We start from the raw sequence: 26,943 nt of genomic DNA on the forward strand, positions 1-26,943 counted from the left end.
ATGGGATAGGGCTTATGTCCTTGTCAATGGCAGGGGATACCACCGATATTTGAAATACATTTACATTCTGTGGATTTATTTCAGTAAACTCACATTTCCTTTTTTATAAAAAGTGCGTCCCTGGCAGTCAAAACGAAGATAATAGGCATATACATCGGGATTCAACAATTTTCCAAGATAACTTCCATCCCAGGCCACATGCTGATCTGAACTTTCAAATACGATTTCTCCCCAACGGTTCGCAATGCGCAAATGAAAGTTTTCGAGATTCTCACTACGCACACTGAAGTAATCATTGATTTGATCGCCATTTGGAGAGAATGCATTTGGAATACCCAATACCGTTTGCTCACAATCGGTGATCAATACTCTTACCAATACGGATAGCTGATGTTTACATCCCATCGAATCGGTGATGATCAGGTAATATCGTGTACTCTGATTGGGTTTGGCTATAGGAGTAGGACAATCGCTGCACGACAGATCATCAGGTGGAAACCATTCGTATGTATATCCGGGATCTGTATACAGTTGAGCTGCATCTCCTTGTTTGATAGTGGTGTCCGCACTGATCCTGTACCGGCTTGAGTCGGAATCGATAATTAAATCAAAAGTATCTGTTCCCACGCAGCCCAAACTATCCTCAAAGTGCAACAGGTATAGACGGCTTTCCGATAGTTTAATACGTTGTATATAGGCTTTTGGATCGTCGATATCTTTTCCCTGCCAGGAATATATTTTATGTTTGCCGGCGTTCAATTCGATTTCTTCATTCGGGCAATATTCTTGTTGCTGCTTTTGGGATTGAACAGGATTAAAAATATCAATGTCAAATTTGAGTTTCTGAATGCAGGAATCTTCTGTCCTCAATTCAAGTAAAAAGGAATCTTTACCGCTGGTCTGGCCATTGTGGCGAAACCATTGATGGAAACATGTGGTACAAGTATCGGGGCTTCTAAGCCAAATGAAATTTCCGATAGAGTCGAGATTTCCAGTTAAAAATAGGGAATCGCCGAAACACAAGCTATCTCGTATTACAAATTCCATTTGTTCGGGTAGGCTTGAGAACAAAGTATCCGTTTGGCAAATACAAGAATTATTTAGCGGCAACATTATAAACCGGCAATACTTTCCTGGTGGAAATTTGAACTGATGTTGCCATAAGAAATCCAGGGAATCCTTTCCTGTTGGTATCTTTAATTTTAAAATGCCTATCAGGGTATCCGGAGGATCCGCTTTTTGAGGTATGCCCCGGTCTGCATAAATACCAAAACACAGGCTGTCCTCTCGAAAAAGCAAAAGATGGTCTGCCTGAATTTTTACTTCCGATTCCAATCCATTTTGCAAAGTCCAGCTTAAAGTCCATTGATCCAAACGAACATTTGTTAGTTGCCTGTCCAATGTATCTGAAGCAGAAGATGCAGCAGTCCGGATCGCACAATTTACTTGTGATTCTTTACAGTATGCTTCAGAGCGCGTGAAACTTTCAAGTGTTATAGGATATTTTCCACAGGGAAGTTCATTCCAGGAAGCCAGATCGAATGCAAAGATGACTGCTGAATCTTTGGGGACATTTTCAGGGATTTTCAGACGTATTTCGGAGGAGTTTCCTGCTTTTGTGAGCAATGGGATTTGGAATAGCATGTTGCTCAAAGGTTTAAAACTGTTGGCAACATACTGCAAGGGATCTGGAAATACGATCAGGCAACTGTCCTGGGATCCACTGATTTGCTGGGGCCAAATGGATACTCTAACAGTTGTAAGGCTGTCTTCGCAGGCGGCAGGAGGAAGAATATTTAATTTCAGGCGCGAGGCAGGTTTGTCGTGAATACCTGAAATTTCGATGTTCCGTCCAGCCTTACGTAAAGTATTGGTTGCATTTTCACATGGGCTTAATCCCGTAGCAGTGAAAATAAAGTATCGACCCGGAATGAAATTACAATCCACCCATGATTTGAATTTAATGAGGATCGAATTTTCCGGCTGATACTGAATTCCGGGCAGCCCGCTTTGTGCGATTTGAGGGAGCACAGCATCCAATTTCCAGAAGTATGTGTTTCCACCAAGGTGATCGGGCATGGACAAGGGAACAAAAGCAGAACCTGCGGGGTATGAGATCATCAAGGTATTTGGCAATAAACGGATACCATCCGGTATATCAACAAATAATTTTGTATCATATGCGGCACCTTTGCCAGCATTGAAAAATTCCAACACGATTTCAGGTACAGTGTCGCAAAGAAAAACTGGTTTTTGCTGGTCTACGATGTCCAATTCCAGTTCAGGATTCGCCGGGATCACGGGAATTTCAAGTCTGGTGCGCAGGCAAGTATCTATTAATCTTGCAAGACCGAGGGAATCGCATGACCAGCTGCTATGAATGATCAAAGTGTCTTTATCACATGATTTTTCGATTCCCGACAGGTTAAACAAATAGGTGGTATCGGATAAAAATGGTCCAATTAAGAAACATTGCGGATTTAATTTAACCACCGTTATGGGTGGAATGGCACTTAGGTTGAACTGATCGGCAGTTCCATTTGCAGATTCCAATTCTATTTTGAGGTATCCGGATTCATGCTCGACGGGATACAACAGATCCCAAAATAATTCCCTGGAGGATATGTACAATTCTTTTTGTATAAATTGTATTTTCTTACCAGGGTTATTGATCGTGTAATTGGTTCCACTTGAAATCTGATAAGTATGTACGAGGTTAGTCAAGTCCGGATAGATCCAAAACACATTGCTGTCTATTGCAGAAATATAATATTGAAAAATGATGGGAATATTTTCTGAGACCAGTTTAGTACAATTGTTCATTTTAAAGTGCGGAATACATTCCAGTATATGTGATTCATCCCACAAAAATTCTTTGAGCTGATCAACGCGGATGGAGTAAACGTTACCGGATTTCACAGGCACGAAATGATCCCTACGCACCCGGTAAGAACTGGATTCAAACTGGTAGGAAGTATAAATCCAAAGTGTATCGAGCTCAATTCCATCGGGAAGTAAATATTTGATGCTATCAATCCGGGTCAAAGGCCTGAATTCGAAATTAAAGAAATCGTCAAGTTTTCGGTTTCCCTGAATTACCAAGGGTTCCATTTGAAGACGATTATTGCAAAGCATCATTTCTCTGGGAGGGAGGAAAGCTTGTAAACCAAGCGTGGCCAATTTTATGGTATGTGTTTCTTTGTGGCAGGAGTACACTTTTGTGTATGCATTCTGACGACTAAATAGGAAAGCATAATTCGTACAATTTGTTGTGTAAATTCTGTCGTTTACATTTCCTGGGTTTACATAAAATGATTGAATGATAAATTGATCTCTTTCTCCGAAGCCAGGGATGTTGACTAAATTAAACTGAGACTTGATAAACTCAAAAGTTAATGGAAACACATAACCGGAACCGTATTTTTCGATAACCGCTCTCACATCTCCACACCCTGGTGAGGAATTAGAGCTGTTGTATTTTTTTATCAGGGTATCAGAAGTGAGTTCAAACCATTTATCGAGACTTGCATTGTAGTACCGAAGTATCGTGTTTAAAGGTTGTAATATTAATTCGGTTTGCAGTAAAAATGAAACAGAATCAAAAAGGAATCCTGTAAAATCAGAAATGATATCTGCATTATAAAAATTGACCAGTGTGTCATTGGTGATAAAATTTGTTTGGATGACATCCGACCGTTTAGCCTGACCCGTGCCATCGTAGATTCGATTTCCATTTTTATCCTCGAGATAAATATTGTGGCGATAGATACCTGAATTGAATGAAATATAACCCGGTATGGTGTCTGAGTTTTCTGAGGGTTTAACGCAATCTAAATCAAATCCAAAAAGTGCCAGCAAATTGGGACCACAGCTGCATCCGTCTTTGTCGTAGCAAACCAAGGAGAGATCGCTGCAAATCAAGCCACTTAGAACAGCAGTATCTGATTTGTTTTCAACACAAGTGGTATGATATCTGAAACTCTGTAAATCAAAGGAGCTCAGGCATGGAGCATCGCAGTCAACAGTGAGGGGGATCCGAAGAATATAGGACCTGGCTTCAAAAGGAGGAGCATAACTCAAGTCAATGATCATTCTGTTTGTCCGGCTGATCATGCTGGAAAACGGAGTTTTTCCGGCAAAAAAGAATGTGGAATCCCTGAGTGTAAATCCGCAGGGAATGAGAATTCTCAACTTTAAAGTTTCTGTATTCAACTTTTGGGGCAAAACAACACTGTCAATAAGATCAAATGAACCTGTCAGTAAATTATTGGGAAGCGTAGTTCTTATAGCATGGCTTGGTTTCTTCGAATGATCGAGATTAATCAGTTTTTCTATGGGAGTGCTGTTTGCAGTCACCCGGTTATTACAATTGCTTGTATAGCGATAATTGTAATAGACCGAAAATCGATTACCGTTGAAAATGGGATTGATAATTATCCTTCCAAGGAGGTTGATTTCCTGTCCGGGATGGAGGCCGCTAATCTGCAGTAATATTCTTTCTGCTTTTGGTAATAAATTACAACTTCCTCCATCGTATGGATCTAACACCTGTATGAACCGTATCGAAGCATTTCCTTCAATACGGAAACTGTCAATCAAGAAACCAAATAAATCATTGACCGAAGACGGGTTTTCAGTCATGAGTTCAATAGTCAAACTGTCTGCTTTCCGGTTTCCAATGTTGAGGATATTCATCTTGAAAACAACACCTTCAGGATCACATGAACATTCGGGTACCTGCTCATCAATGGAAAATACCATACGGGCATTCCCGGAAGGTTGGGTGAAATTTATTTCAGCATTTTCTATATCAGATTGGCAGATAGCTTGCTTACAACCCCAGTTTACTTCAAAATCTGAATTATGGGTTCTGGCCAGACAACTGCTGTCAGTGATGAGTTCTTCAATTTCAATAAACTCGTCTCTTTCAAATAAACTATCCCGGTCGCCAATTTTAGTAAAATCGGCTGCCGAAAACAGAAGTTGAAGATTTTGATCATTTTCCAGCAAAATGCTTCCTGAAGTGGACGTTAACTTGATGGGGTCATGAAGATCTGAAAAAATAAATTGCCGGATGGGTCCAAGTCTCGAGTTGATAATTCGAATTATCCTTTTTAATGAAGTACCGGCTTCTACTACAGTATCTCTTACATTTGTAATCAACAGAAAACCGGTTTCGATCCGGTAGGGGGGATCAGACCGAAATGAATCAATACCGGCAGAATGTTGGAGTACAATTTTATTTCGGAATAAAATTCCACTATTGACCTGATCGAATAAATCGCAACCCATTTCAAAATCCAGTAAGATTATCCTCTTTTCTGCTGACTGAAAATTATTCAATGAAAACACAGGTTCATGGGGAATATTCAGATTGAGTTCACTGGCATTGACTATCGAACCCGGCACATAGGAAGTCCCTCCTGGTAAAAAGATTTGAAATTGAAGGTTAGAAATGAATCCGGAGGAAACATTTTCCAATTCAATTTTTACACGACTCTTTCCGCAAACAAAAGCACTATCTTCCAAACTGTGTTTAAACAGGAAAGTTTGTCCATACAAAAAAAGATGAACGAAACATAAAAATAAGCTGACTGTATTTCGGATCACTTCATGAATTATGTTCCTTTCAAAGATAGGAAAATTTAAACTGCATGATGTTAAATCTGAAACCGCGAATGACTTTTTTGTAATTTTAGATTTAAATAGAATAGGCAAATGACGAATAAACCTTCCGGAGCTGCAAAATATACCAGTGTGGAAGAATACCATCAGGCCTTCCCTGAAGAAATCAGAACTATCTTGGATGAAATGAAAAACCTGATCCTGGAAGCTGCTACAGAAGCAGAATTCACCATCAGTTACAATATTCCAACCGCCAAATGGAAGGGAACTCTGGTACATTATGCAGCCTTGAATAAACACATCGGTTTATATCCGACTCCGGAAGCGATTGAATTTTTTAAAAAAGATCTGGAAGCATATAAAACATCCAAAGGGGCCATTCAATTTCTGATTGGACAAAAATTACCCAAAGCATTGATAAAAAGGATTGTTAAGCATAGGGTTCAATTAAATGGGAATTCCTGAATGACTTAAATTTGAATGTAAATTGGGAAGACTTGTATCATGAAAAAAATTTCCAGTAAACTATATTTTACTGCTGTTGCAGAATTTTAAAATTTTAAAAATGATGAATATTTTCGTTTTGAAGCGGGTGTATTGCGGACTCATCTGCCTGACAATTTTATCCACTATGCAAGCACAATCCGGAAAAGTCTGGGCTCTTGCATTGCATGGTGGCGCCGGAACCATAACGCGCAAACAAATGACAGCTGAAAAGGATTCTACATACCGTTTTCATTTAGATAAAGCATTAGGAATTGGGGAAAGAATTTTGGAAAGTGGTGGAAGTTCAATGGATGCAGTTGAACAGGTGATCATTTACATGGAAGATTGTCCGTACTTCAATGCCGGAAAAGGGGCTGTATTCAACCGGGAGGGTCGGGTCGAATTGGATGCCAGCCTCATGGATGGTTCGGGAAGGCAAGCTGGCGCTGCTGGCAGTGTAGAGGGAATAAAAAACCCTATACGATTAGCCCGGGCCATTATGGAAAATTCACCGCATGTATTTTTAGTAGGCGAGGGTGCCAAAACTTTTGGAGTAGAAGTTGGATTGGATACCGCCGACGAAAGCTGGTTTTATACAGAGGAGCGATGGAATCAACATCTAAGGGCTCAGAAAAAAGGCGGACACTCGTCTACAGATCCTTCACCGGTTGCTAACGAACGTTCGTTAGGGACCGTGGGTTGCGTGGCACTTGATCGGCAGGGAAATCTGGCCGCCGGAACCTCTACCGGAGGGATGACCAATAAACGTAAAGGCAGGCTGGGCGACAGTCCGGTAATAGGCGCCGGTACCTTTGCTGACAACAGGACCTGTGCGGTTTCATGCACCGGGCATGGAGAACATTTTATAAGAAATGTCGTGAGTTTTGACCTGCATGCGAGGATGCTTTATGGCAAACAAAAATTATCAGACGCAGCTGACCAGATCGTCTTCAAAGAGCTGAAAAGAGCAGGTGCAGAAGGTGGGTTCATCGCAATTGACCGGAAGGGAAATGTCGTCATGCCGTTTAATTCGTCAGGCATGTATAGAGCCAGTTCTGCCAAAGGACAACGGAAAATAGAAATTTATGGAAAATAAGCCTGGGGAATTATAGGCTTCATTTAAATGCCAGAAAGTTCTGGATCGTCGAATTATTTTTCTGCCAGAGACGAATCTGGTAAATAGGAAACAAAGCTATTGATGCGCATGATTCTCCGAAGCCAATAATCCGAATCGAATAAGTTTTCCTGTATGACTCCTTTTGATGACGTACTGTGTAAGATGTATACCGCTTTGTTCCGGGTACCCGTAATCATTGCGACATGATTGACCTGGTTATGAATACCAAAAAAAATGAGATCACCGGGTTGAGCTTCTTCGAGTTTTATTTCTTTTCCGGAATGCATTTGATCTTTCGAACTGGGCCCTATTGCGATGTTGCAACCAATAAACAAATACTGGATCAGACCACTGCAATCAAACCCGCCGGTATTTTTTCCGGCACGTTTATACGGAGTCCCAATCATTTCCATTCCTTTGGACAATACCATTTCTCTCAATTTCCATGCATCTGTTCCTGCCAATTTCCGGTCGGCCACTACGATTTTAGGTGCGGAGCACGAAAAAAGAAGTAAGCCCCATAAGAGAATGAGCCCATACAGCAATTGACTATTCCGGACTATTTTCATATAAGTCGCAAAATAATAAATTCTTACATATTATAATAATATTTAATATATATTTAACGACTTTATCTCTTCCCCTGGCTGGATTCTGAGAAATGCTGCAAAATTTTACGGGATTCTATATGAATTCAAATTCATCCCTGTCGTTCAAAAACGGATATGCTCTCCGAAAAACATTTAAACTGTGGAGGTCTAATTCGATAGTTGAAATCCCTTCATTTTGGCCCATGTGAAGAATCCGATGTCCTTCAAAATCATAAACCGCCGAATCCCCTTGATAGGAAATATCTTTCCCGTCTTTCCCAATGCGATTTATTCCAGCTACATAGCACTGGTTTTCAATGGCTCTGGCGCATAGCAATTGATTCCAGGCCCGCTCCCTTTTTTCGGGAAAATTGGCTACAAAGACCATAAGGTCAAGGTCATGAGTATTCCTGCACCAAACCGGAAATCGCAAGTCGTAACAAATAAAGAATCCTATTTTCCACGATTGAATTTCGAGTATGAGTTTGGAATTTCCTGCGCTGAAGTGTTTATGTTCTTCGGCCAGCGTGAATAAATGCTTTTTATCGTAATGTTTAATATGTTGATTATCATTATCTAACACGATCAATCGGTTATAATAATTCCCATATTCCTCAATGATCAAACTACCTGCAACCATGCAGCGATAATGGTCGGACAAATTCTTCATCCAAAGAATTGTGTTGCCATCCATCGTTTCCGCCAGCTTTTCCGATGCCATTGAAAACCCGGTTGTAAACATTTCGGGAAAAACCAATAAGTCCGTTTGCGTGTGAAAGTTTGCGCGAAGCAATTTATCAATAGCATCTCTGTTGGCCTGTGGGTCTTCCCATATCAACGGAATCTGGCAAAGACTTAAGCGTAAGTTGTGCATTGGATTTAAGTTTTCCACAAAATACAAAAGCCGGCTTGAGGCCGGCTTCGTTTTATGAAAATGGGATTACTATTTCTTTGCAGCTTCAACTTTAGCTTCTTCAGCGGCGCTACTCTTTAGGGCTCTTGGAATCTCAACTCCAACGACCGGAGTACTGGCAGGATTGACTATTTCAACGCCTTCGACGGATTGAATGTCCTTTACCCGCATGGTTTGGCCTAAATCGAGTTTGGTTACATCCAGATATACCTCGGGAACGATATTTTCTGAAGCCGCTTTGATATGAACGGTTCTGATCCTTTGAACCAATTTTCCACCTGATTTTACACCAACGGCAGTGCCTTGTAAAGTTACAGGAACTTCAACTTTTACCGGTGTTCCTTTGATCAGTTTGAGGAAATCCAAATGTGTAACCTGGTCGGTTAAAGGGTGTGTTTGAATTTCTTTCAAAATGCAACGGTGTGTTTGTCCGTTCAAATTTATTTCAGCGACTTTAAATTTTGGGGTATATAGCAAAGATTTCAACTCAGCGGGTTGTGCATTGAATTGCAAATTCCCTTCTTTTGAATAAAGTACGCAAGGCACGACGCCTTCTCTGCGGTAACGCTTTGATGCTTCTTTCCCGTTTTCAGTACGTGGGCTGGCATTGATAACTACAGTTTCCATAAACGTCTAAATTTTTCAGATCCCTTTTAGGGAGCGCAAAGATATAAAAAGAAAAGATTTTGTGGCTATTTATCTACAAAAAGTGCCTCAATGGATCGATGTTCGTGGGTATTCCGGATCGCTTTTGCAAATAATTTGGCTGACTTGATGACTTTGATCTTGGAACTAAGCCTTTTCAAAGGGATGGAATCGGTAACAATCATTTCAGATATCCTGCTGTTTTCGATGTTTTCGAAGGCCTTTCCCGACAGTACCGGGTGTGTGCAAATTGCCTTTACGTCCAATGCGCCTTTGTCGATCAGTGCTTCACTGGCTTTACAAAGCGTACCGGCGGTGTCAACAATGTCATCAACCAGAATGATTTCCCGGTCTTTGACATCTCCGATCACCGTTATACCTTCCACTTCGTTCGCTTTTTTACGGTATTTATCGCAAATGACCAGGTCCTTTCCAAAGTGTTTCGAATAGGTTCTGGCCCGTTTTACTCCACCTACATCTGCGCAGGCAAAAACCGTATTTTCCTTCATGTAATTGTCCAGGTAGGGCATAAAGATGGCCTCGCTTTTGAGGTGATCCAGCGGAATGTCAAAAAATCCCTGGATCTGATCGGCATGGAGGTCCATGGTCATGATCCGGTTGGCCCCTGCAGCCTGCAACAGGTTGGCGACCAATTTAGCCGAAATGGGTACCCTGGGTTTATCCTTGCGATCCTGTCTGGCATATCCAAAATAAGGAATCACCGCAGTAATATAACCCGCTGATGCTCTTTTAGCTGCATCTATCAAAAGCAACAATTCAAACAGATTTTCCGAAGGTGCGTAGGTCGATTGTATTAGAAAAACATAACTACCCCGTATGGATTCGTTGATTACGGGTTGCATTTCTCCATCGCTGAATCTGGATAGGTTTAATTTACCCAATGAATCGCCGTAATGATCTGCTATATCTTCAGCAAGCGCCCGGGAAGCAGTCCCGGAAAATAATTTTACATCCTGCATGAGCATCATAAACTGGCACAAAGCTAATAATTTTACGGTCAACAGAAAACAACATGCAGAGATTGGAAGGATTATATATTATGAAAATAGCTAAAAAGGGTAGGGCGGTTTTCTGCGCCACCGATATTCCAAAGGGTGCTCTCATCGAAATTTGTCCTATAATCGTAATCCCTGAAAATGAAGTCGATATGATTCATGAAACAGAGTTACATGATTACTATTTCGTTTGGGGCGATCGCGACGAACAGGCTGCTATTGCACTGGGTTATGGATCCTTGTACAATCACTCCTACCAACCGAATGCAGAATACATTTTCGATCCCGAAAACGAAAGCATAGATGTCCGGGCGATCAAAGATATCCCGGCCGGAAAAGAAATTACTTTCAATTACCACGGCGACCCAAAATGCAAGGATACACTGTGGTTTGATAAATCCGGTAAAAGAATTAAAAGAATGAAAGTGGGAGATTCGAGGTAGGGAAAGGTTGATGGAATAAGGAGCAAAGAGGAAGGAGCAAGGATTATAGAGTAAGGAGCAAAGAGTAAGGAGCAAGGATTATAGAGTAAGGAGCAAAGAGAATAGAGAGTAATGTTAAGGCTTAAAGTATGAAGCTTAAAGCTCAAAGCTTAAAGCTTAAAGATCAAAGATGAATGTTCAACTGAAATTTCAAAAAAAGTTTAATTTATAGGAACTTTTAGTTTTAGCACCTGCTTTTCCTAAAAGCCTAAAAGCCTAAAAGCCTAAAAGCCTAAAAGCCTAAAAGCCTAAAAGCCTAAAAGCCTAAAAGCCTAAAAGCCTAAAAGTCGAAAAGTCGCACTTTACATCCTCACCACCCTGATTGTTTCAATTCTGGTATCGCTGACCAGTTCAACGATGAATTTATAACCATCCATTTCAAAGGAAGCTCCTTGTTCTGGTATATTTTCAAGTGAAGTAACCAGGTATCCGGATAGTGTGTGGTAAGCACCTTTAGGCAGCCTGATTCCGTAATGCTCTTCGATATAAGAAAGCTCCAATCTGCCAGAAAATAAAAATTCATGGTCGCCAATGACCTCGTCAATAAATTCTTCCTGATCGTGTTCGTCTTCAATTTCCCCAAATATTTCTTCAAGTATATCTTCAAGCGTGATGATGCCGGCCGTTCCTCCAAACTCATCGACCACACAAGCAATGGAATGATGCTTTTTATTCATCTTCAACATCAAATCATAAACATTCATCGTTTCTGGAATAAAAGGAATATTCAGAATGATGGATTTAATTTGTGTAGGTTCTTTAAACATTTGTTGGTGGTGGATGTAGCCCAACACTTCATCAATATGTCCATCTACTACAATAACCCTCGATAAATTGGATTCGGAAAAAGTCCTGATGGCCTTTTCAACCGGATCAGCAACATCCACATAAATCATCTCATTTCTTGGGATCATACACTCTTTAACCCTTATTTGTTTAAGGTTTAAAGCATTTTTAAGAATATCGGTATCCACTTCTTCTTCTGAGATGGAAATGGGACCCTCCAGATAATTTTCCAAATCATCGTGGGAGTAAGATGGAGAGGTACTAACATTTGTTTGTTTAAAAAACCTACGAATGATCCATTTCGAAACAAAGGATAATATTTTTGAAGGAACGTATAATATTTTTGAAAAAATAAATATGGGATAAGCAAAACTTTGCAAAAATAAATTCGCGTAAGATTTAAAAATCAATTTCGGAAAGAACTCTCCAATAAACAAAATGAAGGGAGCAATAATTCCGATCATGATTGCATATCGATACACGATATTCAATTGAAGGGGTTCGATTACCAGCGTAATGACATTCTGGATCAGATAAATCAGAGCAACCATCGTCAGGATTTTTCCAACCAGCATGGAAGCCAGAAATTGATTGGGCCGTTCGTAAATCGCAGACAAAATTTTAGCGCTGCGATAACCTTTGTTCTTAAAAACATCCAGGGCAAATTTGTTTGCTGATATAAATGCAATTTCTGCACCTGAAAAAATCAAGAGTAAACAGCTTATAAGGAATATGGTTAATGCAAGCATTTAGGTAAAGGTAAGGGAAATTAATTAGGGGACTTCTAAAAAACCTCTCAGACGGGGCGTATGTATTTTTTAAACTCAGAGTTTACTGCGTATCCCGCAAGGCGGGAGAGGAGTTTAAAAAATTTGCACAACGAAGTATCATGGATTTTTAGATGTGCCTATTTTATAGTTAAGTGGGTTTGTTGAAAACAAGGCACACACTAAAAATGCCAATATTGTAAAATCTAATCTTCCTTGAATAGTTTTTCTGAAGGGATAATTGCATCAATAGACTTGATGGTACCTTCCCTGAAATTCTGGTCGGTTTCAAATCCGTACCCTTGAAGAATTTCATCTTTTCGGATGATCCGGACAAATTTATCGGTAAACAACCTGCCATTGGTTTCATTCCAGATCAGTTCGGCGGTTTTTAAAAGCTCACCTCCTGCACTGGTAAATACCACACTGTCTTTCATGTAGGTTTTACCTTCTGCTTGCACCCGAATAGCATATTTGGAAGATAATGTGTTGCTGATGATGTTTCCGTTTTGGTAAAAATAGGCAAAGAAACCTTTTGGAAATTCTTCCTTTAATTTTCCGGATTCAATATACCGGATCATTTCGGGAGCTTCAATCCGAATTTGGATTTCTGCTGAGTCACTGTACCGGATGTTTACGGATTCAAATGACTCCTTGTTGTTTAATTGTTCTGCTTCGAGATCCGATAATTCTTTTTTGGCTTCATGACAAGAGATCCATAAAAATGAAGCAAGAATTAAAACGTAAAAATTTGAAAAAATTTTCATCGAAGCAAGGTCAAATCTCCACTTACCGTTTTTACAAACCCATCTAAAAACTTTCCTTTGATTTGATATACATAAACCCCCGGAAGACAATTCTGATCACCTGACCTTCCATTCCAGCCGCTGTTTGGGTTGCGGGGAATCAAATTGGTACCACGAAAAACAAGATTACCCCATCGGTCGAATATGGACATTTCATCGATGTTAACCAATGATTTACTTCCGCCTGTAAAAAAGACATCATTGATGTTATCGCCATTCGGACTGAATACATTAGGCGGATAGATCTCGTAATTTTTTCTCACCCGCACCAGAAAACTATCTACACCAAAACATCCATTATCATTTGTTGCCTGTATGGCATAATATCCCGTATTGAAAGGAAGTGCCTGGCTATTCTGACAAGTGTTGCATTCGATGCTGTCTCCCCGATACCAAAAATAATTATAAAAACCACCGGGTATCACTGAGGCATTCAAGTCGAGATAATCACCTAATTCAATTTCGATTTCACTTCCTGCATTGGGCACAACTGGTGGAGGTTCTTTGATCTCAATTTCGATGGTATCGAGACAACCTTTGCGGTCTTGCACGATAATGGTGTGGATTCCGGCAGAAAGATTTGTAAATCGATTGGTGGAACTGAATTCCTGTCCATTCAAACTGTAATTGTAGAATGTTGTTGGAATTCCTCCGATGACCTCACTAAATGGTGAACCTTGTTCGCCACTGATCGCTATCATTCCGTTGTTCTCCCCAAAACAACGCACATCCCGCATGCTATCTATGCGAATATTTAAAGTAGGGAAGTCCTCGCAACAAGGTTCCGCAACCAATCTCCTGATGTCTGTAACTTTACATCCAGTGCTCGTTTCAATAGTGAGGGTAATGTATTTTTCTCCAACGGAGTTGTATCTTACAAAATGAGGACCTCTACCGTTTGCTGTCAGCGGAATGGCGTCCGTTCCAAAGTTCCAGGTCCATCTCAAAATGCTCCCCTGATTAATGCTGGAAGAATCAATCACCATGAAATCGGTTTCGCATTTCAAGCCTGTAGGAGGTTCAATCCCAAAATTGGCGACAGGGCCTAAAAACTCACCAGTTCCTCCCCAATCAATGGAAAATCCAATACCCGTATTGGTAAAGTTGTTGATAACCAAAGTGTAGGCCTTGCCTTGCTGCATATCGATAAATTTGCAATATCCATTTTCACCGCTATTGCAATTGAGGTCTTCTGTAATATCCTGATCAGTAAAATTTAATCCCGTCGGGCCGGCGCAAGGAGGAGCCGTTGCATTGCATCTTAAAACCTGCTTATCTGAACAATTATGAATCCCACTGGGTAGTTCATACAATGCAAAATCGATGTCATCTGAGGGATTTAAAGGATTTAAAGTAAATGTAAGCGTACCATCGTTGGCTGCCACCCAGGAATACCAGACAGAGGACGATTCGGAATTCGTTGCATTATTATCACCTAAACAACTATCGAAAGCTTCATCTGCGAAAAGACCACTTCCAGTAAGGTTTTGAACGACAAATGGTGATTTGTCGCACAGGACAGTTGATGCCGGACAATCCTGTTCAGCTTTTGCCGGAGGATTGAAATTATTGATACATAATTGGAATGTACCGGTTGCATTGCCAACTCCATCTACTCTGATAAAATAATCTGCTCCAACTACAAGGCCGCCCTGATAAATATTGACAATTCCGTTGCTTTGCCCATCAACTCCACATTCCAATTCAGAAATGGTGCCTCCGCATATGCCTTTGTACAGAGCTACCATGGGTCTGGTCAATGTGCCTGCAGGGCTACCTCCTTTATTTGTTCCAATAATCGTGATGCTTACATCGGTAAAAAAGGCTCTGAAACGGAACCATACATCAGATCCCGTGCCGGGCCAGCAGGTTGCTGAGCCATAACCAGAAGGGGTAGAAGCGACATTGGTATATTCTCCCGTTTTACTGCAAAATTTGGTAACATCGCCGATGATCACAGGATTATTGCAGTTGTCGTTGGAAGGCTGTGCCCAAAGACTGGTTAATGAAATATTTATAATAAAAAGGATTCGAAAAAACTTGTTCATAGAGTGATTTGATTTATAACGCATTTTCCATATAAAAAGACACTATAAACCTTAAAATTGTGATCAAATGTTATAAAATAAGGCCAAATTTATCAAAAAACACGAATAATTTGGGAAATAAAGGCAGGCTTGAGAGTTAAAAGGGTGCGGAGCTAATTTCTTGATACAAGGTGGGCAACAATGCCGTTTCCTGTTTTTAAGTTCAGAAAAATTTTGTAGATCCTAATTGCAGCATGAGAATTATTCGATGCACAAGCTATCCTTGCTAGTCCCAAATCCATTACTTTTGCGACTTATTCAGGGTAGATGTTCAGCATTCCCAATTTATTGACTTCCTGCAACCTGATGTTTGGTTGCTGCGCGCTCGTCAGCCTTCAAAAGGGGAATTTCGATTGGTGTATTTATTTTATGGTTCTTGCGGGTCTTGCTGATTTTTTGGATGGCTTTGTCGCCAAACGAATGAAGCAAAGCAGCGAGTTGGGTGTGCAACTGGATTCTTTATCTGATGTGGTTAGTTTTGGCTTGGTCCCAGGCTTGATCGCTTTTACTATACTTGAAAATTCTCAGCAACCTCTTCAATGGATTCCATTTTTTGGATTTCTACTCACTTTGATGGCTGCCTTTAGATTGGCACGATTTAATGTCAATGTAAAACAAGCTCAAACATTTTTTACGGGACTTCCTGTACCCGCTAGCGGCTTGTTTTTTGCCGGACTTTTGTCTTTGTACCAAAATACCGGAATAAATAATTCCTGGCTTTTTCAACCATTCATTTTTCTGAGTCTTATCATTGCTTTTTCTATACTCATGGTAAGCCGTCTAAAAATTCTAAAAATTTATGCCCAGAGAGATTGGATAAAAAAACATATGTTGTTGTTGTTCGCACAAGCAGTGTGTTTCCTTTTTATACCTTGGCTAGGAGCCGGTATTCTCAGCCTGATTATCCTGGTCCATATTATTTTTAGTTTAATCCTTCCTTTTCGAAATTTACAATCGCATTCTATATGAAATCATATAAAGCCTCCATCGACATCATGCCACATAAGGAATTGTTGGATCCTCAGGGAAAAGCTGTAGTCAACAACATCCATTACCTGGATATCCACGGAGTGAGAGATGCAAGAATCGGTAAACATATCGAATTGACGGTTGAAGCTGATTCGGAAAACGCTGCGAACGAAATTGTAGAAAACAGTTGTAAAAAATTGCTTTCAAATCCCATTACTGAAAACTACCGTTATACGATATCCGAGCTGGCTTCCGTTTAATATCCTATAATTTACATGGATAAACAACGAGATCCAAAGCCCTGTCTTTATCTGGTACCTACACCTATTGGGAACCTTTCTGATATGACACCACGTGCTTTGGGGATTTTATCTTCGGTCGATTTAATCCTTGCTGAAGATACCCGGGTGAGCAACAAACTGCTTCATCATTTTAACATCGAGAAATCGCTAAAAAGTTTTCACAGTCAGAACGAACACCGGTCCTATCAATTGATCGTAGAGAAACTCAAGACGGGTCTTAGCATGGCTTTGGTTACAGATGCGGGTACTCCCGGTATTTCGGATCCTGCTTATTTGCTCGTCCGTGCGTGTCGCTATGAGCAAATCCCGGTGATCGCGTTGCCTGGAGCGACTGCTTTTGTTCCAGCTTTGGTGGCTTCCGGACTGCCATGTGATAAGTTTTTTTTTAACGGGTTTCTACCACAGAAAAAGGGGCGCAACACGCAAATCCAATGGTTGGCAGAATTACCCTGTACCGTAGTATTATATGAATCGCCCCATAGAATCCTAAAATGTGTGGATGAATTGATTGCCGGATTCGGCGAAAATCGTCAGGCTTGTTTTACAAAGGAAATTTCGAAAATCTATGAAGAGTATATTACGGGGACCCTTGCCGAAATCAAAGATAAACTTACCAGGGTAAAAATCGTTGGAGAATGGGTCATCGTGATCGGTGGTAAAAATTCTTTGTAAATTTTATTCATGTTACATTATCCACACCCAGGTACTCGAGTGATGGAATTATAGCTTACATTTGTTCGGAGCTTATGGTATTCAGCAGTATCGTTTTCATACTTTATTTTCTTCCTGCTTTTCTGATCTGTTATTATTTGGTTGGAAAGCGTTACAGGAATATAGTAATACTCGTCTTCAGTACATTTTTCTACAGCTGGGGTGCTCCTAAATTCATTTTTGTAATTTTAGGAACCACCTTTCTTGATTTTCATTTGGTTCGATGGATGGATGGATCGGCCAATCAATTAAAAAGAAAACTGTTGTTAATTCTATCGCTTAGTGTAAATCTTGGGCTTTTATTTTACTTCAAGTATTCAAATTTCTTCATCGAAAACGTCAATGTTTTTCTCGAAGGCTTCGGAATGAATTCCATTCAATGGACGAAACTCATATTGCCTATCGGCATTTCCTTTTATACTTTTGAAACAATCACCTATGTAGTCGATGTATATCGGAGAGTACATAAGCCGCTGCAACATTTTTGGGATTATCAGACCTATATTATCCTATTTCCAAAACTTATTGCAGGACCCATCATCCGTTATCACGAATTGGCAGATCAAATTAGCGACAGATCTGAAAATGAAACTTATGAAAATAAACTCACCGGCTTTTACCGGTTTGCATTGGGTCTTGCAAAAAAGGTGATCCTGGCCAATCATATGGGTCAATATGCAGATGAAATCTTTGCTTCTGATTATACTTCCATTCACGGATCGGTTGCATGGGCTGGAATAATTGCCTACACTTTTCAAATATATTTTGATTTTAGTGGCTACTCCGACATGGCTATTGGTATTGCAAAAATGATTGGGTTCAGGTTTCCTGAAAATTTCGATAATCCCTATACTTCTGGAAGTATTACTGAGTTTTGGAGGAGGTGGCATATCACCCTGGGAAGTTGGATGAAAAACTATTTGTACATTCCGTTGGGGGGCAATCAGGTCAGGAATCCATCGAGATTGTATATGAACTTATGGTTGGTTTTTTTGGCTTCCGGTTTGTGGCATGGGGCTTCATGGAATTTTGTAATTTGGGGTGCTTATCACGGATGCTGGTTGATTCTCGAACGCATGTTTCTTCAAAAAATATACGATCAGATGCATTCGGGAGGGCTGAAGTTGATCAAAACACTTTGGTGTTTTTTCATTGTGATGATCGGTTGGGTGTTTTTCAGAGTAGAAGAAGTGGATCAGGCCTTTGCATATTTGGAAAGCATGTTTTTCTTTTCAGGCCAGGTTGGATTTCAAGCTGATTTTGAATACATTTTTTATGGAGCTTTGAGTATCGTATTTGCTTTTTTTACTTATGTTTCCTCAGGAAAAAAAATTCAGGAACAAATTTATTTTCAAACCTATACACTTCAAAGGCATTACCGGATGGCCTTGGTTTCTTTGTTACTTTTAAGTCTGTGTATAGCCATGATCAGCTCGAGCGGATTTAATCCATTTATTTATTTTAGATTTTAGGAAATGGAAAATTCTAAGAAGCCACTTAAGAAATTATTTTATGCCATATTGGTTTTAATATCCATTCCCTGGTTGCAGGGAAGTTTAAAATTATTTTCGGAAAAGAAGTTGTCTGGAGGAATTGAAAAAAAATTGCTGGTAAGTATGACCGGCACGAACTGGTTTGAAGGAAGGTATCAACATTACAAAGAAGCCTGGTTAAACGATGAATTCGGGTTCAGGAGTTTTTTTGTCCGTTTAAACAATCAATGGGATTACTTGCTGTTTGACAAAGTTCATGCAAATTCGGTCATCAGAGGAAAACAAAATTATCTTTTCGAATACAATTACATAAAAGCGTATTATGGGCTGGATTTTGTAGGGAGAGACAGCATTTACAACAGAATGCAAAGGGCTGCCAGAATCCGAGATCTTTTGAAATCAAAGGGGAAAGAACTCCTGCTTGTATTTGCAGCCAGCAAAGGCCAGTATTTTCCTGAATATTTTCCGGACAGCATTCAGTATTCAAGAAACGAAACCAATTACGAACATTACCTGCAGGCTTGTGATCATTTTCAACTCGATTATGTTGACTTTAATGCTTTTTTATTGGATGCTAAGGATACATCTAAGCATGCCTTGTATCCAAAATACGGAATTCACTGGTCGCATTATGCTGCCTGTTTGGTAGCTGATTCGCTCATTCATACCATTGAATTAAAACTTAAAAAGGATCTGCCCGATATCTGGTGGAGGAAGATACACAAAGCCCCACCTGAATTTGATGATAACGATATTGAAAAAGGACTCAATTTGCTATTTCCGCTTCGCGGACCGCTGTATGCATACCCCCAGTATCAATTTGAAAAACCAGAAGGGAAATACTTACCCAATGTCATGGTGATTGCTGACTCGTATTATTGGAGTCTGTTTAATCTGGGCATTCACAAAAGTTTCAATAGAAATCCTTTCTGGTATTATATGTTTGAAGTATACGAACCCGGTGGGGTTGAAATGAAAAGTGGAAACAGTTCCTTTTTGGCAAGAGATCTGGAAGCGTGTGAAATCGTGGTCGTTATTTCTACTGATGCAAATCTTTCGAGATTGGGTTGGAGTTTTTTTGAAACAGCTGAAGAAATACTTTCAGATAAAAGTTTTAAAAGCAAGGCTTTTTACGAAAAAGTCCAAAATCTTGTCAACTACATTCCTACAGATTCTACCTGGATGAAACACATCCGTGAAAAATCAATTAAATTACAAATTCCAGTCGATAGCGTAATCAGGATGGATGCGATCTGGATGGTCGAGGAGGAGATGAAGGGGAAGTAGAAGATAGTTAATTGCTAATGGTTAATAGTTATTCATCATTCGTTATTCGTCATTAATTATTAGTTATTAACGTCTTCAGCCATTCCTCATAACCACCTCCTTACCTGATCGAGGCTTTTGCGGGTGCGTTCAACTCCCGGGTTGCCTGACCAGCCCATGTAAAACAGGCCGATGCACTCCTCTTGTTCCTGAAGTTTCAGGAACGCGTTGAGATGTTTGATAATTCCGGGTGTACTCCAATAAGCTCCAATTCCAACGGCTGTGCAGCCCAACCATAAATTTTGAACAGCACAAGCGACAGCAGCTGTTTCTTCCCAGGATGGAATCAGGGCTTCCGGGCTTCTGTGGATGCAAATTGCAATTACAGCAGCCGACTGAAGTGGTTTTTCTGAAGCTTTGCGTTGCTTAAGTGGGTCAAATTGATCGGGAGCTGTGGTTTTTTGATAATGTCCGGCCATGAAATCAGACAATTCCTTTTTCTTCTCGCCCTGGATCACCACAAACCTCCAAGGTTCTGTTTTTTTATGATTGGGTGCCCATAAAGCATTGGAAATCAATTCATCTATTAATTGAGGATCAATGTTGCCCGATTTGTAGGTCGACGGAAATTCTGATTTTCTCGTCGTAATGAGCTCGGTTAATGTAGAAAATTTGCTATTCATAAAAATATATTTTGATTAAACTTATAAAATATTTAGATTTGCCTAAATTTTGATCATGTTGACCGTATCTGAAGAGAATTATTTGAAAGCAATTTACAAAATCATGCAGAACAAAGGCGACTCAACAGTAAGCACCAAAGAATTGGCCCTTGAAATGGGTACAGCTGCGGCTTCTGCAACGGATATGATTCAACGGCTGGCTGAGAAAAAATTTATCAGCTATCAGAAGTATTATGGCCTGAGTCTCACCAAAGAAGGCCAAAAAGCTGCCCTCGCTCTTTTGAGAAAACACCGGCTTTGGGAAGTTTTCCTGGTCGAAAAACTGAAATTCAGTTGGGATGAGGTTCACGACATCGCAGAACAACTCGAGCATGTACATTCCATCGAACTGGTGGAACGTTTGGATTCGTTTTTGGGATACCCAAAATTTGATCCGCATGGTGATCCGATTCCCAATGAAAACGGCAGTTTTACTTATCGTTCCCAATCAAGCCTGGCCCATGTCGGTGAACCCGGAAGTAAAGTTCTGGTTTTAGGTGTCAGACAGCACAAACCCGAATTTCTCAGGTATCTGGATAGTATGCATCTCAAACCCGGATCTTCCATAGAGATTCTCGATAAGACAACTTATGATCAATCCATTCAATTGAGGAATGATCGGCAATTTTCATTTTGGATCAGTCATCAAACCGCTTTGGATATCATCGTTAAAACTTTTTAAATGAAAAAGCTATTTATTTTATTCGCATATCTTTGTACTAACAGTTGTTTGTTTGGTCAGAAACCGACAATACTGGCCACAGCATCCATGTGGGCCGATATGGCAAAAGTTATCGGTGGAGACCTGGTTGAAGTCGATATGATTGTGCCCATTGGTTCGGACCCTCATTTGTATGAACCCACTCCAAGCGACATAAGAAAAGTAAATGATGCCCAATTAATTCTTATCAATGGTTTTACTTTTGAAGGTTGGCTCGAGAAACTGATTCGCTCTTCAGGCACCAAGGCCAAGCAAAAGATAATTACTGAAGGCATCACACCCATCACGAATCCTGAATTTAAAAATTCTACAGATCCACACGCCTGGATGGATGCTCTTCACGGAAAAATATATGCACAAAATATTGGCAAAGCCCTGATGGAACTGGACCCGTTTCACGAACGCGAATATCAATTCAATCTGGATATCTACTTAAATGAATTGGATTCACTTCATCTCTACATCAGCGCTCAAATAAACAAGATTGCCGCAGAACACAGGGTGTTAATTACATCGCATGATGCTTTCCATTATTTCGGAAATCGTTATGGATTAAAAGTCGAATCACTTCTGGGAACTTCTACAGATGCAGATGTGCAAACGGGCGATTTTTTGAGGATCAACAAATTGATACGCGATCAGAAAATCCCTGCGATATTCATTGAAAGTACCATCAACCCAAAATTAATGGAACAAATCAGCAGAGAAAACGAAGTCAAAATCGGAGGTAAGTTATTTGCAGATTCTCTTGGGGAAGAAGGCACAGAGGCCGGTACATATACGGGAATGCTGCGGTCGAATACCAATGTCATTGTCGAAGCCTTGAATCAAATACCTTCGGAATCTCTGCAAACTCCAAAAACATCTGAAGATAAATCCAGTTCTTTTAGCCTCTTTTTTTACATTCCGGTTTTTATATTACTTATATTAGTTGTTTATTTTCTGATCAGGAGCATGCGTAGATTATGAACGGCCAGGTTTATTCATTAATCATTTCCGGGCTTTCAGTAGCCTATGATGAAAAAAGAGTTTTGTCAAATATTTATCTGAAAATTGAGCCAGGTCATATTTATGGATTGATTGGTCCCAATGGAGCAGGAAAGTCTACCTTATTCAAAGCGATATTGATGCAACTACCCGTCAGTTCGGGAAGCATAAAGTTTTTTGGTAAAGATGTCGAGGAGTGTCTGACTTCCATCGCATATGTTCCTCAGAAGGATGATGTGGACTGGCAATTTCCGGCCACGGTTTACGATATCGTTGCCATGGGACGGTTCCCGCATAAAAAGTTGTTTGAGCGTTTGAACAAACAGGATCACGAATTCATTCGCAGTTCAATTCAACTTCTCGACATTGAGAAACTGGCTCAGCGCCAGATTGGTGAACTTTCAGGTGGTCAACAGCAGCGCGTATTTTTAGCCAGAGCTTTATGCCAGCAAGCTGATATGTTGCTGATGGACGAACCCTTTGTAGGTGTGGATGTGAAAACGGAACAAAGGATTATTGAAATTCTCAAGCAGTTGGCATCTGAAGGCAAAACCATATTGGTAGTACACCACGATCTCGAAAGCGTACAAGCCTACTTCGATCGCGTCATTCTGATCAATCATAAGTTGATGGCATATGGAGAAACGGACAAAGTTTTCACAAAGGAAAACATAGCTGCTACCTACGCCAGCCAATCGAGTTTATTGCATTACCCGGGTATAAAAACCTAAACAATCTGTAAATCTTTTCCCAGGCCAAACCTTAAAGTTATTTTACCTCCCCGACAACTCAGCTTAGGATATTTGGTAAAACATTATTAGGTGCTCAAAACACCCCACGTAATTGCTTTAAAATTTTTTAAATATTAATTAACGTTTTGAGGAGGGTATACGTTTTAGTAGTAAATCAATAACCATGAAAGCAAGTGGAATTCTCGTTTTTTTAACATTTATATGTCTTTATTCCAACGTGCAAAGTCAAGCCAGTTTAACTGTAGGCGATGTGCGGACAAGTTGGATTACTAAACAAGGCACTGTTGAAGAAGTATTATTATCGGTGCGTCCAAAAGGTCTGTTTATGGAATATGGATTGTATCTGTCTTTTTCTGCAAAAGGACAAAACTATAAAGTCAACGACTCCCTTGAAGTTGTCCTACAGTTTACCTTGCCGGAAAAAGCCATTGTTACCGATTCCTGGTTATGGATAGGTGAGGATATATGCCAGGCCGCTTTGCTCGATATATGGACCGCTTCAAATATATATGAAAATATTGTTAACCGGAGGAAAGATCCCTCTTTGTTGAGAAAGCATAGTGCAACAAGTTACAGCCTTCGCGTTTTTCCAATGGGGGGGTCAGAAAAACGCAGTGTAAAAATTACGTATTTGGTACCTGTAAATTGGAAAAGTTCTGAAATCAGTATAGCGATTCCACATGAAATTCCCAACGCGAGTAAATTTATTCCATTGGATTTTCCAGTCATCGTTTGGGATCATCCTGATTTCAATTTTGTTAAAGTTGATAATGTGAATAGTTCTCCGATTGAATCCAGCGCAGACCCGGTTCTTGGAACTTATAAGACTTTTACACTTGCTCCTGCAGGAACATTTAAGCCAACTAATTTGGTTTTCAATCAACTTAAGCCAGAACCAGCGTTCCTCGGGGTCTATAAAAGCGGAGAAGAACATTTTTATCAACTGGCAATACAACCTGGCTCTTATATCAACGAGGTGAAATCCAACAAAATTCTTTACCTGATCGACTATCAGGAAATAGCAAACCTGCCAAAGGAAACGGTTCTCAATTCTTTGAAAAACGAGATCAAGTTAAGTCTCAGGTCTAGCGATTCTTTCAATTTATTGGTAACCAATATCAATGCGTATCCAATATTCAATGTCTGGCATTCAGCTTCACCCGGTAATATCGATCTTGCATTTGATCTGGCCAAAACCAGGATGGCTAATTTTAGTAATTTGCCATCCATCATAGAAAAAGGAATTTTATTTTTGGATGCCAACGGAAAAAAAGGAAACATCGTTCTTCTCAATAATTCGGATCAGTTTAATGGATTTAATGCAGCCAATGATTTAATTAAATACATTACCGGGCTAAATTCAAATGCGTATAAAATTTCAGTGCTGGATTATGGCAACCGTACAAAATCAAGTTATTTTAATAACAAGTATTATTATGATAACGAGTACCTGCTGGTCAATCTGGCAACCTTGTATGGAGGAAATTATGTTGCAACAAGAAATGGCAAAGCATTGACAACAGCCCTCAATGAAGTAAACAGCGATGCCTTACCCATAATCAAATACCTGGAAATTTATTTTAAACCAAACAGAGGGATCAGTTATGGTAAATACAATATGCAAAATATTGGTTTAAATACATCATTGAATACAATTATCAGGCAGTTGGGCATATTTAAAGGAGAGTATCCTTTAACAATAGAATTGAATGGTGAAATCAACAATCAATTATTTTTTCATACATTGGTTATTGATGAAAATGAAGTCATTACATTGGATTCAAGTGCAAAGAAACAATGGCAGGCACAAGGTATACAAAGCTTGGAAGCTCAATCTAACGGCTCAACATATTCATTTGATATTTTGAGAAAAAGTCTGGATAGTCGCATTTTAAGTTTATATACTGCATTTCTTTGTGTTGAAGATACCAGTCTTTATTGCAAGACATGCATTGACGAAAAGAATGTCCCAACTGCAAATGAAGATGTCAACCTGGATAGTTTGTGGGATGTTAAAATATATCCGAATCCATTTGTTGATCATTTAAATGTGGAAGTGCATTTCAAAAATCAAATTCCTCTAAAGAATAATATTCAGGGAAAAATCCTGGATCTTTCAGGCCGTACACTGCATCGTTTTGAAGCGGCTCTTGAAAATGGTGACTATCTAAAGTATCAATGGAACGGTATCACTACGACGAATTCAATCGTGCCTTCAGGAGTTTACATCATGTTGCTGGACACCGGTCAGGGAACCATACAGAAGAAGGTGATGAGGTATTAAAAGGTAGTTTTAAAGCATGAAGCTGAAAGCAAAAGATAATTGAATAGATTGGGAATAAAGTTATATGAATAGAAAATGATTTATAAGAAAAATATAAATAACTTAATCTAAAGTCCAATAATTTTAAGTCACTGTTAAAGTGAGGTCTTTTATGACAAGATAAATTATATTTCGTTAAATATTGCTTTCAGCTTCAGGTTTTCAGCTCTTTTAGGTGTTCAGACTCTTATCTGTCCACACGTTGTCCTTTGACAACTTCGGATTGATGTTCGGTAAAATTCGCTTTTTGCAGATCCACCAGTAAACAACTTACAGCAGACTCGGTAGTTGTGTACCAATTTTGATTGTTATAAGTTATCGTTCCGGTATTCCTGTCCCATTCTTTTCCCAATAACATAAAACGACTGCTGTACTTAGGGTTGGGTCCAAACATCAGGTATTTGGGAGGATCTGAAGACTCAAAACTTATGGCAAAGCGATTGGATTTGGGAGAGAAGAGATAGACGCAAGGCGTACCACTTCTAAAGATGATCTCCTCCACTTTTTCACCGCGAACGGTTTTGATTTTTCCATCCTGGATTCTCGATTCCCCGTCTGTAAATTTTCTTCGAAGGATGATGTCTTCAGAAATGTAAAATTGAATTCTCCTTAAATCTTCTTCGTTCCATTTGTAATCGTCGTAAAGTTTTTGCGTGAACGGGGTCAAAGTAGGACTGCATGCTGTTATCAAAAACATTGCGCCTAATGTTAGAATTGCAGATGTGTATTTCATAGGTATTTTTTTCGAAGGTAGTGTAAACACATCTTAGACCATAAAACTTTAATATAATTTAACCAGAAAGGAATTTTTTTTTATTTTTCTTAACGAATTTTAAAATGGATAAAACGGCAAGGGCTTGTCGTTGTTATTTAAATCTTATTTTCTGAGCGATTTTAAGATTCGCTTTTTTTGAAAAAATTCTCTCAAAAGCAAGCCAGCTTCTTCTCTCCGAAGGCCAAATTCAATTTTTGTTGCTGGATGCAACATGGAATTCCCATAACGCATATAACCCATTTTTTCATCCTCTGCAGCATAAACCAAACGTCCCAATTGCGCCCATCGCAAAGCAGACGCGCACATTGGGCATGGTTCCAGGGTGATGTAAAGCGTGCATTGTTTCAGGTATTTGCTTTGGAGATGTTGGGAAGCCGAGGTGATACACAGGATTTCAGCATGGGCTGTAACGTCGTGGAGCATTTCAGTTTGATTATGTGCTTTGGCAAGGATTTGATTTCCGGCAACAAGCATAGCGCCTATAGGGATTTCACCTTGCTGTGCAGCTTTATTGGCCTGATCCAATGCCATTTTCATAAAGTAATCGTCATCAAATACCTGAATCATAGACTCATTTTGTCATTTCCGGGGTAAAGTTATAT

Annotated in this window: 23 protein-coding genes; 12 read left to right on the forward strand and 11 right to left on the reverse strand. The window is 39.7% G+C overall.

From position 1 onward, the window contains the following. Positions 1-75: 75 nt before the first annotated feature. Complete coding sequence (locus IPM34_03965; protein ID MBK8954697.1) at positions 76-5,610, reverse strand: gliding motility-associated C-terminal domain-containing protein; 5,535 nt, start codon at positions 5,608-5,610, stop codon at positions 76-78. A gap of 108 nt (positions 5,611-5,718) precedes the next feature. Between IPM34_03965 and IPM34_03970 the strand changes: the two genes are divergently transcribed. Continuing rightward, the gene (locus IPM34_03970; GenBank protein MBK8954698.1) at positions 5,719-6,090 is read left to right on the forward strand and encodes a DUF1801 domain-containing protein; all 372 of its coding nucleotides are present in this window, start codon (positions 5,719-5,721) and stop codon (positions 6,088-6,090) included. 103 nt (positions 6,091-6,193) lie between these two features. Continuing rightward, positions 6,194-7,207 (forward strand): isoaspartyl peptidase/L-asparaginase, encoded by a 1,014-nt coding sequence (locus tag IPM34_03975; GenBank protein MBK8954699.1) that lies wholly within the window; start codon positions 6,194-6,196, stop codon positions 7,205-7,207. Between the two features lie 53 nt (positions 7,208-7,260). Here IPM34_03975 and IPM34_03980 read toward each other — a convergent pair whose 3' ends face one another. The 4 genes from IPM34_03980 to IPM34_03995 all read right to left on the reverse strand — a co-directional run bounded on the left by IPM34_03980 (position 7,261) and on the right by IPM34_03995 (position 10,356). Further along, positions 7,261-7,797, reverse strand: a complete 537-nt coding sequence (locus IPM34_03980) for a C40 family peptidase (GenBank protein ID MBK8954700.1) — start codon at positions 7,795-7,797, stop codon at positions 7,261-7,263. 115 nt (positions 7,798-7,912) lie between these two features. Next, entirely contained in the window at positions 7,913-8,692 is a 780-nt protein-coding gene (locus tag IPM34_03985) for a hypothetical protein (protein ID MBK8954701.1), read from the reverse strand. A gap of 69 nt (positions 8,693-8,761) precedes the next feature. Then, positions 8,762-9,358: a 50S ribosomal protein L25 gene (locus IPM34_03990; GenBank protein ID MBK8954702.1), complete on the reverse strand. Its 597-nt coding sequence runs from the start codon at positions 9,356-9,358 to the stop codon at positions 8,762-8,764. A gap of 65 nt (positions 9,359-9,423) precedes the next feature. Beyond that, entirely contained in the window at positions 9,424-10,356 is a 933-nt protein-coding gene (locus tag IPM34_03995) for a ribose-phosphate pyrophosphokinase (protein ID MBK8954703.1), read from the reverse strand. Between the two features lie 53 nt (positions 10,357-10,409). Here IPM34_03995 and IPM34_04000 point away from each other — a divergent pair, with 53 nt between their 5' ends. Continuing rightward, positions 10,410-10,835, forward strand: a complete 426-nt coding sequence (locus IPM34_04000) for an SET domain-containing protein-lysine N-methyltransferase (GenBank protein MBK8954704.1) — start codon at positions 10,410-10,412, stop codon at positions 10,833-10,835. Positions 10,836-11,176: 341 nt separating this feature from the next. Here the strand turns inward: IPM34_04000 and IPM34_04005 are convergent, their stop codons facing one another. The 3 genes from IPM34_04005 to IPM34_04015 all read right to left on the reverse strand — a co-directional run bounded on the left by IPM34_04005 (position 11,177) and on the right by IPM34_04015 (position 15,281). Beyond that, positions 11,177-12,370 carry an HlyC/CorC family transporter gene (locus IPM34_04005; protein MBK8954705.1) on the reverse strand — a complete coding sequence of 398 codons (1,194 nt, stop codon included), beginning with the start codon at positions 12,368-12,370 and terminating at the stop codon, positions 11,177-11,179. A 263-nt stretch (positions 12,371-12,633) separates the two neighbouring features. Further along, positions 12,634-13,194 (reverse strand): LPS export ABC transporter periplasmic protein LptC, encoded by a 561-nt coding sequence (gene lptC, locus IPM34_04010; GenBank protein MBK8954706.1) that lies wholly within the window; start codon positions 13,192-13,194, stop codon positions 12,634-12,636. After that, a complete protein-coding gene (locus IPM34_04015) occupies positions 13,191-15,281 on the reverse strand; it encodes a gliding motility-associated C-terminal domain-containing protein (GenBank protein MBK8954707.1) in 2,091 nt (696 codons plus the stop codon). The genes lptC and IPM34_04015 overlap by 4 nt, the downstream gene beginning before the upstream one ends. Positions 15,282-15,587: 306 nt before the next feature. Between IPM34_04015 and IPM34_04020 the strand changes: the two genes are divergently transcribed. The 5 genes from IPM34_04020 to IPM34_04040 all read left to right on the forward strand — a co-directional run bounded on the left by IPM34_04020 (position 15,588) and on the right by IPM34_04040 (position 20,082). Beyond that, positions 15,588-16,289: a CDP-alcohol phosphatidyltransferase family protein gene (locus tag IPM34_04020; GenBank protein MBK8954708.1), complete on the forward strand. Its 702-nt coding sequence runs from the start codon at positions 15,588-15,590 to the stop codon at positions 16,287-16,289. After that, a complete protein-coding gene (gene purS / locus IPM34_04025) occupies positions 16,286-16,549 on the forward strand; it encodes a phosphoribosylformylglycinamidine synthase subunit PurS (protein MBK8954709.1) in 264 nt (87 codons plus the stop codon). The genes IPM34_04020 and purS overlap by 4 nt, the downstream gene beginning before the upstream one ends. A gap of 15 nt (positions 16,550-16,564) precedes the next feature. Then, positions 16,565-17,263: a 16S rRNA (cytidine(1402)-2'-O)-methyltransferase gene (gene rsmI / locus IPM34_04030; GenBank protein MBK8954710.1), complete on the forward strand. Its 699-nt coding sequence runs from the start codon at positions 16,565-16,567 to the stop codon at positions 17,261-17,263. Between the two features lie 74 nt (positions 17,264-17,337). Next, positions 17,338-18,774, forward strand: coding sequence for an MBOAT family protein (locus IPM34_04035; GenBank protein MBK8954711.1), 1,437 nt, complete (start codon positions 17,338-17,340; stop codon positions 18,772-18,774). A 3-nt stretch (positions 18,775-18,777) separates the two neighbouring features. After that, entirely contained in the window at positions 18,778-20,082 is a 1,305-nt protein-coding gene (locus IPM34_04040) for a hypothetical protein (protein MBK8954712.1), read from the forward strand. A gap of 86 nt (positions 20,083-20,168) precedes the next feature. Here the strand turns inward: IPM34_04040 and IPM34_04045 are convergent, their stop codons facing one another. After that, positions 20,169-20,744, reverse strand: coding sequence for a nitroreductase (locus IPM34_04045; GenBank protein ID MBK8954713.1), 576 nt, complete (start codon positions 20,742-20,744; stop codon positions 20,169-20,171). Between the two features lie 55 nt (positions 20,745-20,799). Here IPM34_04045 and IPM34_04050 point away from each other — a divergent pair, with 55 nt between their 5' ends. From IPM34_04050 to IPM34_04065, 4 genes are all read left to right on the forward strand, one after another. Beyond that, complete coding sequence (locus IPM34_04050; protein MBK8954714.1) at positions 20,800-21,465, forward strand: metal-dependent transcriptional regulator; 666 nt, start codon at positions 20,800-20,802, stop codon at positions 21,463-21,465. Continuing rightward, entirely contained in the window at positions 21,466-22,473 is a 1,008-nt protein-coding gene (locus IPM34_04055; protein MBK8954715.1) for a zinc ABC transporter substrate-binding protein, read from the forward strand. Continuing rightward, entirely contained in the window at positions 22,470-23,222 is a 753-nt protein-coding gene (locus IPM34_04060) for a metal ABC transporter ATP-binding protein (GenBank protein ID MBK8954716.1), read from the forward strand. The genes IPM34_04055 and IPM34_04060 overlap by 4 nt, the downstream gene beginning before the upstream one ends. 184 nt (positions 23,223-23,406) lie before the next feature. Continuing rightward, positions 23,407-25,527: a T9SS type A sorting domain-containing protein gene (locus tag IPM34_04065; GenBank protein MBK8954717.1), complete on the forward strand. Its 2,121-nt coding sequence runs from the start codon at positions 23,407-23,409 to the stop codon at positions 25,525-25,527. 226 nt (positions 25,528-25,753) lie between these two features. On the opposite strand, the gene IPM34_04070 is transcribed toward IPM34_04065, so the two are convergent. Both IPM34_04070 and IPM34_04075 read right to left on the reverse strand, forming a co-directional pair. After that, positions 25,754-26,299: a hypothetical protein gene (locus IPM34_04070; protein ID MBK8954718.1), complete on the reverse strand. Its 546-nt coding sequence runs from the start codon at positions 26,297-26,299 to the stop codon at positions 25,754-25,756. Between the two features lie 144 nt (positions 26,300-26,443). Continuing rightward, positions 26,444-26,908, reverse strand: a complete 465-nt coding sequence (locus tag IPM34_04075; GenBank protein MBK8954719.1) for a nucleoside deaminase — start codon at positions 26,906-26,908, stop codon at positions 26,444-26,446. Positions 26,909-26,943 lie beyond the last annotated feature (35 nt).

Source organism: Saprospiraceae bacterium (assembly GCA_016716185.1).
Lineage (GTDB): Bacteria > Bacteroidota > Bacteroidia > Chitinophagales > Saprospiraceae > Vicinibacter.

Bases quoted from the DNA above. Each gene is read 5' to 3' on its own strand.
- IPM34_04040 (MBK8954712.1), top strand. From the start codon at position 18,778: ATGGAAAATTCTAAGAAGCCACTTAAGAAATTATTTTATGCCATATTG.
- purS (MBK8954709.1), top strand. From the start codon at position 16,286: ATGAAATCATATAAAGCCTCCATCGACATCATGCCACATAAGGAATTG.
- IPM34_04045 (MBK8954713.1), bottom strand. From the start codon at position 20,744: ATGAATAGCAAATTTTCTACATTAACCGAGCTCATTACGACGAGAAAA.
- lptC (MBK8954706.1), bottom strand. From the start codon at position 13,194: ATGAAAATTTTTTCAAATTTTTACGTTTTAATTCTTGCTTCATTTTTA.
- IPM34_04065 (MBK8954717.1), top strand. From the start codon at position 23,407: ATGAAAGCAAGTGGAATTCTCGTTTTTTTAACATTTATATGTCTTTAT.
- IPM34_04070 (MBK8954718.1), bottom strand. From the start codon at position 26,299: ATGAAATACACATCTGCAATTCTAACATTAGGCGCAATGTTTTTGATA.
- IPM34_04000 (MBK8954704.1), top strand. From the start codon at position 10,410: ATGCAGAGATTGGAAGGATTATATATTATGAAAATAGCTAAAAAGGGT.
- IPM34_03970 (MBK8954698.1), top strand. From the start codon at position 5,719: ATGACGAATAAACCTTCCGGAGCTGCAAAATATACCAGTGTGGAAGAA.
- IPM34_04055 (MBK8954715.1), top strand. From the start codon at position 21,466: ATGAAAAAGCTATTTATTTTATTCGCATATCTTTGTACTAACAGTTGT.
- IPM34_03990 (MBK8954702.1), bottom strand. From the start codon at position 9,358: ATGGAAACTGTAGTTATCAATGCCAGCCCACGTACTGAAAACGGGAAA.
- IPM34_04035 (MBK8954711.1), top strand. From the start codon at position 17,338: ATGGTATTCAGCAGTATCGTTTTCATACTTTATTTTCTTCCTGCTTTT.
- IPM34_04050 (MBK8954714.1), top strand. From the start codon at position 20,800: ATGTTGACCGTATCTGAAGAGAATTATTTGAAAGCAATTTACAAAATC.
- IPM34_04060 (MBK8954716.1), top strand. From the start codon at position 22,470: ATGAACGGCCAGGTTTATTCATTAATCATTTCCGGGCTTTCAGTAGCC.
- IPM34_03975 (MBK8954699.1), top strand. From the start codon at position 6,194: ATGAATATTTTCGTTTTGAAGCGGGTGTATTGCGGACTCATCTGCCTG.
- IPM34_04075 (MBK8954719.1), bottom strand. From the start codon at position 26,908: ATGATTCAGGTATTTGATGACGATTACTTTATGAAAATGGCATTGGAT.
- IPM34_04020 (MBK8954708.1), top strand. From the start codon at position 15,588: ATGTTCAGCATTCCCAATTTATTGACTTCCTGCAACCTGATGTTTGGT.
- IPM34_03995 (MBK8954703.1), bottom strand. From the start codon at position 10,356: ATGCAGGATGTAAAATTATTTTCCGGGACTGCTTCCCGGGCGCTTGCT.
- rsmI (MBK8954710.1), top strand. From the start codon at position 16,565: ATGGATAAACAACGAGATCCAAAGCCCTGTCTTTATCTGGTACCTACA.
- IPM34_03985 (MBK8954701.1), bottom strand. From the start codon at position 8,692: ATGCACAACTTACGCTTAAGTCTTTGCCAGATTCCGTTGATATGGGAA.
- IPM34_04015 (MBK8954707.1), bottom strand. From the start codon at position 15,281: ATGAACAAGTTTTTTCGAATCCTTTTTATTATAAATATTTCATTAACC.
- IPM34_03980 (MBK8954700.1), bottom strand. From the start codon at position 7,797: ATGAAAATAGTCCGGAATAGTCAATTGCTGTATGGGCTCATTCTCTTA.